The sequence below is a fragment of the Nocardioides sp. NPDC057767 genome, assembly GCF_042798275.1.
In the GTDB taxonomy this organism is placed as follows: Bacteria; Actinomycetota; Actinomycetes; order Propionibacteriales; family Nocardioidaceae; genus Nocardioides.
This window is the reverse complement of the sequence record NZ_JBHVKJ010000019.1, coordinates 86281-93825: the sequence shown is the minus strand read 5'-3', so window position 1 is coordinate 93825 and position 7545 is coordinate 86281. Positions and strand designations below refer to the sequence as shown.

Genomic DNA, 7545 nt, shown 5'->3' with positions numbered 1-7545 from the left:
GTTGTGGGCGACGAAACCGCAGTCTCGTCGCCCACAACTACCTTCTCGGCCCGCCAGAACCACCGACTCGGCGGGGGAGGGGCGGGTCAGGTGAGGAACAGCCCGACGACCCAGGTGATGGTCGCGAGAGTGGCGGCGGTGGCGTCGATGAGGATGAACAGGCCGATCGCCTTCAGCGCGTGCCACGTCGAGGCCCAGGCGTCGCCCGCGTCGCCGCCGTGGCGGCGCAGCTCGGCGAGGAAGACGCCGAGGGGGAACCCGACGAAGACACCGACGACGGGGATCACGAAGAAGCCGATGATGGCCAGGATCGCGCCGACGATCTGGGTGGACAGCGGCATCCCGGAGTCCTTGAGGCGCTTGCCGGGGATGGCGTACTTGGTGACCAGCCCGATGGCGATGAAGGCGGCGGAGATGCCGAAGATCACCCACCCGGTGGGCTCTCCCAGCCAGATGGCCCAGCCGAGGATCGCGGCGGCGACCAGCAGTGCTCCTCCGGGGAGGACGGGGACGATGATGCCGGCGATGCCGAAGGCGATGACCAGGGCGACGAGAACTTCGACGGTCCATTCAGGGAGAGTCACGGGGTGACCCTAGCCCCAACGGCCCGGTCAGGAGACGCCGGAGGCCCGGACCGTCGTGGTCCGGGCCTCCGGGGAGTTGGTGGGTGGGGTCAGTTCTTCTCGGTGAGCTTGTGCGTCTCGTCGGTGATCGAGCTGGCGATCTCCTTGAGCTTCTCACCGTGCTCGCGGGCGTGGTGGGCGCAGAACAGCAGTTCGCCGCCGGAGTGGAGCTCCGCGCGTACGTAGGCCTGCGCTCCGCACCGGTCGCAACGGTCCTCGGACGTGAGCGGCGAGCTGGTGGCAACGGCAGTGGTCACATCGGCCTCATTTCTGATCATGATTGCGCCGGGATAACGTACGTGAGTCGTGGAAGATTCCCTAGATCGCTAGCGTTTCCTCGCGGACTCTTACCTCCGTCGCACCTCTAATCCTTGCAGTTGTCGCTCCGGGTTGGGGATCCGGGTCGGACCTACCCCACGGGACATCGCTGTCCGTGACAGACATTCTTACCTGTCAATCGATCATTTCGTGCATCGAAACCCGCAAGTTCCGCGTAACGGACCGATCACGACGTACGTGTGCCGCCGGATGGTGCCGGGGCCGGTTGCCGCGTGCCTGCGTGAGAGCCGGGCGTGTCGCACGGTAGATTTCATTCGAGCAGCACCTCGCCGCAATCCCCCGAGCACCATCGCAGCAACGCAGTACAGCCAGGAGCCGATCATCTCTGACAACACCTACAACGCCGCGCACCTCCTCGTCCTCGAGGGCCTGGAGGCGGTTCGCAAGCGTCCCGGTATGTACATCGGCTCGACCGACACCCGTGGCCTCATGCACTGCCTGTGGGAGATCATCGACAACGGCGTCGACGAGGCGCTTGCCGGGGTGGCCGGCCATGTCGAGGTCACGATGCACCCCGACGGCTCGGTGGAGGTCTACGACGACGGCCGCGGCATCCCGACCGACAAGGAGCCCCGCACCGGGCTCCCGGGCGTCGAGGTGGTCGCGACCAAGCTGCACGCGGGCGGCAAGTTCGGCGGTGGCTCCTACAACGCGACCGGTGGTCTGCACGGCGTCGGCCTCTCGGTCGTCAACGCGCTCTCCAGCCGGATGGACATCGATGTGGACCGCTCCCCGGCCCAGCAGGGGATGTCGTTTCGTCGCGGTGTGCCGGGTGTGTTCGACGGCGACGGCCCGACGGCCGGCTTCACGCCGCAGAGCGGCCTGAGCCGCAAGGGCAAGCGGGTCGCCAAGGGCAAGACCGGCACCAGGGTCAGGTTCTGGCCCGACCGGCAGATCTTCACCAAGGACGCCCGCTTCGAGCTCGACGGCCTGCTCGGCCGTGCTCGGCAGACCTCCTTCATCGTCCCCGGGCTCGAGCTGGTCATCCGCGACCTGTCCGGAACTGATCCGGTCGAGGAGAAGTTCCGTCACGACGGCGGCATCGCCGAGTTCGTCGACTTCCTGGCCAAGGACGAGCCGGTCAGCGGCGTACTCCGTCTGCAGGGGTCGGACACCTTCACCGAGACCGTGCCGATGCTCGACGACGCCGGCCACATGACCCCGCAGGACGTCGAGCGCGAGCTCGGCGTCGACATCGCGGTGCGGTGGGGGAGTGGCTACGACACCGAGATCCGCTCCTTCGTCAACGTGATCGCCACCCCTAAGGGCGGCACCCACGTCAGCGGCTTCGAGAACGCGCTGACCAAGACCTTCAACGACGCCATGCGCGCGGCCAAGGTGCTCAAGGTCAACGACAAGGACATCGTCAAGGAGGACGTCCTCGAGGGCCTGACCGCCGTCGTGACGGTGCGCCTGGCCGAGCCCCAGTTCGAGGGCCAGACCAAGGAGATCCTCGGCACCCCGGCGGCTCGCAGCGTGGTGCGCAAGGTCGTCGCCGCCGAGATGAAGACGTTCCTCACCGAGTCCCGTGGCGCCCAGAAGCAGCAGGCCAAGCTGGTGATGGAGAAGGTCTACGCCGCCTCCAAGACCCGCCTCTCGCTGCGTCAGCAGAAGGAGAACCAGCGGCGCAAGAACGCGCTGGAGTCCTCCGCGCTGCCCTCCAAGCTCGCCGACTGCCGCACCACCGACGACCGCGCCGAGCTGTTCATCGTCGAGGGTGACTCCGCGCTCGGCACCGCCAAGGTGGCCCGCAACTCGGAGTTCCAGGCGCTGCTGCCGATCCGCGGCAAGATCCTCAACGTCCAGAAGGCCTCGGTCGGCGACATGCTGAAGAACGCCGAGTGCTCCTCGATCATCCAGGTGGTGGGGACAGGAACGGGGCGCAGCTTCGACCTGGACGCGGCGCGTTACGGGAAGATCATCTTCATGGCCGACGCCGACTCCGACGGCGCCCACATCCGTACGCTGCTGGCGACCCTGTTCTTCAAATACATGCCCGAGCTGATCGCCGCCGGCAAGGTCTACACCGCGGTCCCGCCGCTGCACCGGATCGAGATCTCCAACCCGAAGAAGGGGATGGAGAAGTACATCTACACCTACTCCGACCCGGAGCTGCAGCGGAAGCTCGCCGAGCTGAAGAAGAAGAACGTCAGCTGGAAGGACCCGGTGCAGCGCTACAAGGGTCTGGGTGAGATGGACGCCGACCAGCTGGCCGAGACCACGATGGACCCCCGTCACCGGACCCTTCGCCGGCTGACGCTGGACGACGCCGACGAGGCGGCGGCGGTCTTCGACCTGCTGATGGGCTCCGACGTCGCTCCGCGCAAGGAGTTCATCGTCGCCGGGGGCGGTCAGCTCTCCGAGACCGACCTCGACTTCTAGGCGCCACGGTGGACCAGAAGGCAGCCCGGACGGCGGCGACCAAGGCGTTCAAGGCCGGCGGCATGCCGCTGCGCAAGGGCCATCACCGGCTCGGCGACCCCAAGAGCGACGACATCGTCTGGTACATCGACCTGCGCGCCCAAGGTGCCGGCCCGGGCGCGCCGCTGCGCTTCGAGATCGGCTGCTGGGTCGCCGCTCTCGGCCATCCCGAGCCCGAGGGCGGTCCGGTCGACTGCCCGCTGCTCCTGGACCGGCCGGTCGCGGCGACCACGCCCGCCGAGATCGGCGAGGAGGTCGGTGAGCTCGTCGGCCTCGTCGGCGACCTGGACTCGGTCTCCGCGTTGCGTGACGCGCTGGCGGACGGAGCGCTGGGGCGGCCGCTGGTCGACCAGTCGCTGCGTACGTATCTGGAGGGTTAGCGCTCCGCGAGCAGCGCGAAGAGGTCGCCGACCTCGCCCAGGTGGCCGAGCTTGTCCGGGTTGAGCACGTTGTGCATGCGGACGATCCGGCCGCCGTCGACGTCGAGCGCGATGACGCCGAGCAGGGCGCCGTCGGCGCCGCGGGTGAGCATCGCCGGCTGACCGTTGGCGTGAGAGACCTCGAGACGGACGCCGAAGCGCTCGCCCTGACGCATGAGTCCGAGCAGGAAGCGGGCGACGGCGACGGCGCCGAGCATCGGCTTCTGGATGGCAGGAGCCCGGCCGCCACCGTCGGCGACGAACACGACGTCGTCGGCGAGCAGCCGCTCCAGGCCGCTGATGTCCTTCTCCGACAGCGCGGCGACGAACTGTGCGGCGAGCTGGTCGCGGCGCTCGGGTGAGGGCTCGAAACGTGGCGTACCGTCGGCGATCCGCTTGCGGGCGCGGGTGAAGATCTGGCGGCAGTTGGTCGCGCTCTTGTCGACGATCGGGGCGATGTCCTCGTAGTCGTAGCCCATCACCTCGCGCAGCACGAACACCGCCCGCTCGACGGGTGTGAGCGACTCCAGCAGGACTAGGAACGCGGTGCTCACGGTCTCGTCGAGCTCGATGCGGTGGCTCGGGTCCTCGTCGGAGACCAGGATCGGCTCGGGCAGCCACGGCCCGACGTACTGCTCGCGTCGGTGGCGGGCCGAGCGCAGGGTGTCGATGGCGATCCGGGTGGTGACGGTGGTGGCGTACGCATCCAGGTTGTCGACCTGCTCAGTGCTGCGGTGCATCCGCAGGAATGCCTCCTGCACGATGTCCTCCGCCTCGGCGACGCTGCCGAGCATCCGGTAGGCGATCGAGAACATCAGCGGGCGAAGCCCGTCATGGGCGGTTGCGAGGTCCACGAGTGCAGGACCTTACGCCAGCTGTCACAGGAGCGCAGGTTGTTTCGTCGGTGGGATCAAACATCGACGAGAGGAACATGAAATGCGCATCTTCATCGCAGGCGGAACCGGCGCGGTCGGCATCAGGATGGTGCCGCGTCTGGTGGCCGCCGGGCACGAGGTGTACGGCTCGACCCGCCACGAGGCGGGGTGCGAGACCCTGGCCGGCCTGGGCGCGACCGGGATCGTGATGGATCCGCTGAACCCGCAGAGTGTTGCCGACGCCGTCACCAAGGCCTCGCCCGAGGTGATCGTGCACCAGCTCACCGCGCTCGGCAGCCTCAGCGGGAACCTGAAGAAGTGGGACCAGGACTTCGCGATGACCAACCGGCTGCGCACCGAGGGCACCGACCACCTGCTGGCGGCGGCTCGGGCGGCCGGTGTACGGCGGTTCGTGGCGCAGAGCTTCGGCGGGGGCTGGACCCTCGAGCGCACCGGCGGCTGGGTCAAGGACGAGACCTCATCGCTCACCGCAGACCCCGGCAAGGAGGCGCGGGGCACCCTGGCGGCGATCCGCCACCTGGAGTCCGCAGTCACTGCGGCGACCGACCCTTCGACAAGCTCAGGACACCGCCTCGAAGGCGTCGTGCTGCGCTACGGCAACTTCTACGGCCCCGGCAACGCTGCGTCCCGTGACGGTGCCATCGGTGAGCTGCTGCGCAAGGGCAAGATGCCGGTGGTCGGCGGCGGCACAGGGGTGTGGTCGTTCGTCCACATCGACGACGTGGCCTCCGCGACGGTCGCGGCCATCGACCGGGGCGCGCCGGGCGTCTACAACATCGTCGACGACGAGCCTGCGCCGGTGAACCAGTGGATGCCCTACCTGGCCGAGCAGGTCGGTGGCCGAAACCCGATGCGGCTCCCGGCCTGGCTCGCGCGGCCGCTGATCGGCGAGTTCGGGGTCGCGCTGATGACCTCGGTGCGGGGGTCGTCCAACGCCAAGGCCAAGCGTGAGCTCGGCTGGACGCCGTCCTACCCGACCTGGCGCGAGGGCTTCCGGACCGCGATCGGCTGATGCTGGTTATGGTGGCGCGGTGAAGATGATCGCGTTGCAGGACGAGTGGTGGCCGGCGATGACCTGCTTCGGGTGCGGGCCGGCCAACGCGGAGGGGCTCCAGCTGAAGAGCTATCCGCAGCTGGACGGGAGCGTGACCGCGACCTTCCAGCCGTGGCCGCAGCACGACAACGGAGGCGGGTTCCTCAACGGCGGGATCATCGCGACCCTGCTCGACTGCCACAGCGCCGCCGCGGTGCACCAGGAGGCCTTCCTCAACGGCTGGATGCCGGCCGAGGGGGAGTCCCTGGCCTACGTGACGGCCGGGATCGACGTACGCTACCGGCGGCCGGCTCCGCTCAGGGAGCCGGTCACGCTCATCGCCTCGACCAAGGACGCCAGCGAGGATCAGATCACTGCGCTGGTCCGGCTGGAGTGGGACGGAAAGATCCGCGCGGAGGGCGAGGCGCTGTGGAAGCGGTGGCGCCCGCGGAGCTAGCCGGAACAGCAGAAACGGCCCCCAACAGGTTGGGGGCCGTTCCGTTGTCGAGTCAGTCCAGCAGCTCGGTCACGGTGCCGGCGGCCACGGTGTGACCACCCTCCCGGACCGCGAAGCCGAGTCCGACGTCCATCGCGATCGGCTTCTCCAGCTCGACCCCGAGCTCGATCGTGTCGCCGGGCATCACCAGGGCGATGTCACCCAGGTCGATCCCGCCGGGTACGTCCGTGGTCCGGAAGTAGAACTGCGGCCGGTAGTCCGCGGCGAACGGTGTGTGCCGGCCACCCTCGGCGGTGGACAGGGCGTGCAGGTTCGCCCGGAACCTCCGGTGCGGCCGTACGCTGCCCGGCAGTGCCACCACCTGGCCGCGACGGACCTCGTCGCGCTTGACGCCACGCAGCAGCACCGCCGCGTTGTCACCGGCCTCGGCCGACTCCAGCGACTTGCCGAACGTCTCCAGCCCGATCGCGGTGCTGGTGACCGTCGCGCCGAGACCCACGACCTCGACCTGGTCACCGACCTTCAGCGAGCCGCGCTCGACGGCACCGGTCACCACCGTGCCACGGCCGGTGATCGTGACGACGTTCTCGATCGGCATCAGGAACGGCTGACCGAGCTCACGCTCGGGCACCGGCACGTAGCCGTCGATCGCGTGGAGCAGGTCACTGATCGCGGTGGTCCACACGGGGTCGCCCTCCAGCGCCTTCAGCCCGGACACCCGGACGACAGGTACGTCGTCGCCGGGGAACCCGTACTCGGAGAGAAGGTCGCGGACCTCCAGCTCGACCAGGTCGAGCAGCTCCGGGTCGTCGACGGTGTCGGCCTTGTTGAGCGCCACCACCAGGTACGGCACGCCCACCCGGCGCGCGAGCAGCACGTGCTCGCGCGTCTGCGGCATGGCGCCGTCCTGCGCGGAGACGACCAGGATGGCGGCGTCCACCTGCGCGGCACCGGTGATCATGTTCTTCACGTAGTCGGCGTGCCCGGGCATGTCGACGTGCGCGTAGTGCCGGGTCGCGGTCTCGTACTCGACGTGCGAGATGTTGATCGTGATCCCGCGCTGCAGCTCCTCCGGGGCACGGTCGATGCCGTCGAAGGCGATGAAGCGGTTCACGCTCGGGTCGCGCTCCGCGAGCACCTTGGTGATCGCAGCGGTCAGCGTCGTCTTGCCGTGGTCGACGTGACCCATCGTCCCGATGTTGAGGTGCGGCTTGGTCCGCACGAACTGGCTCTTGGCCATGAGTGTTCCTTCGTTCGTCAGAAGATTTCGGGGTGAGCCAGGACCCTCCGGCAAGCCCTCACAGCGCTGTCACCGCGATGAGGGGGCCGGTGCGGGCCACCCTCCTCCGCGGGTCCT

General features: G+C 68.7%; 8 protein-coding genes. 4 read left to right on the top strand and 4 right to left on the bottom strand.

Annotated elements, in window-relative coordinates; all coding sequences use genetic code 11:
- Positions 1–86: 86 nt before the first annotated feature.
- Together ACFVDI_RS12135 and ACFVDI_RS12130 are read right to left on the bottom strand one after the other, a co-directional pair.
- Complete coding sequence (locus tag ACFVDI_RS12135; protein ID WP_378904885.1) at positions 87–584, bottom strand: DUF456 domain-containing protein; 498 nt, start codon at positions 582–584, stop codon at positions 87–89.
- An 89-nt stretch (positions 585–673) separates the two neighbouring features.
- On the bottom strand, positions 674–901 hold the full coding sequence (locus ACFVDI_RS12130; RefSeq protein ID WP_008361825.1) for a hypothetical protein: 228 nt from the start codon (positions 899–901) through the stop codon (positions 674–676).
- 457 nt (positions 902–1358) lie between these two features.
- On the opposite strand from ACFVDI_RS12130, the gene ACFVDI_RS12125 reads away from it, so the two are divergent.
- Positions 1359–3344 carry a type IIA DNA topoisomerase subunit B gene (locus ACFVDI_RS12125; protein WP_378904882.1) on the top strand — a complete coding sequence of 662 codons (1986 nt, stop codon included), beginning with the start codon at positions 1359–1361 and terminating at the stop codon, positions 3342–3344.
- An 8-nt stretch (positions 3345–3352) separates the two neighbouring features.
- The gene (locus ACFVDI_RS12120) at positions 3353–3763 is read left to right on the top strand and encodes a hypothetical protein (RefSeq protein ID WP_378904879.1); all 411 of its coding nucleotides are present in this window, start codon (positions 3353–3355) and stop codon (positions 3761–3763) included.
- Here ACFVDI_RS12120 and ACFVDI_RS12115 read toward each other — a convergent pair.
- Positions 3760–4656, bottom strand: coding sequence for an RNA polymerase sigma-70 factor (locus ACFVDI_RS12115; RefSeq protein WP_378904876.1), 897 nt, complete (start codon positions 4654–4656; stop codon positions 3760–3762). The genes ACFVDI_RS12120 and ACFVDI_RS12115 overlap by 4 nt on opposite strands.
- 82 nt (positions 4657–4738) lie before the next feature.
- On the opposite strand from ACFVDI_RS12115, the gene ACFVDI_RS12110 reads away from it, so the two are divergent.
- Together ACFVDI_RS12110 and ACFVDI_RS12105 are read left to right on the top strand one after the other, a co-directional pair.
- On the top strand, positions 4739–5710 hold the full coding sequence (locus tag ACFVDI_RS12110) for an NAD-dependent epimerase/dehydratase family protein (protein ID WP_378904873.1): 972 nt from the start codon (positions 4739–4741) through the stop codon (positions 5708–5710).
- A 25-nt stretch (positions 5711–5735) separates the two neighbouring features.
- Complete coding sequence (locus ACFVDI_RS12105; RefSeq protein WP_378904891.1) at positions 5736–6188, top strand: PaaI family thioesterase; 453 nt, start codon at positions 5736–5738, stop codon at positions 6186–6188.
- 52 nt (positions 6189–6240) lie between these two features.
- Here the strand turns inward: ACFVDI_RS12105 and tuf are convergent, their stop codons facing one another.
- Positions 6241–7428, bottom strand: a complete 1188-nt coding sequence (tuf, locus tag ACFVDI_RS12100) for an elongation factor Tu (protein WP_378904870.1) — start codon at positions 7426–7428, stop codon at positions 6241–6243.
- Positions 7429–7545 lie beyond the last annotated feature (117 nt).

Bases quoted from the DNA above. Each gene is read 5' to 3' on its own strand.
- ACFVDI_RS12130 (WP_008361825.1), bottom strand. From the start codon at position 901: ATGATCAGAAATGAGGCCGATGTGACCACTGCCGTTGCCACCAGCTCG.
- ACFVDI_RS12125 (WP_378904882.1), top strand. From the start codon at position 1,359: ATGTACATCGGCTCGACCGACACCCGTGGCCTCATGCACTGCCTGTGG.
- ACFVDI_RS12110 (WP_378904873.1), top strand. From the start codon at position 4,739: ATGCGCATCTTCATCGCAGGCGGAACCGGCGCGGTCGGCATCAGGATG.
- ACFVDI_RS12105 (WP_378904891.1), top strand. From the start codon at position 5,736: ATGATCGCGTTGCAGGACGAGTGGTGGCCGGCGATGACCTGCTTCGGG.
- tuf (WP_378904870.1), bottom strand. From the start codon at position 7,428: ATGGCCAAGAGCCAGTTCGTGCGGACCAAGCCGCACCTCAACATCGGG.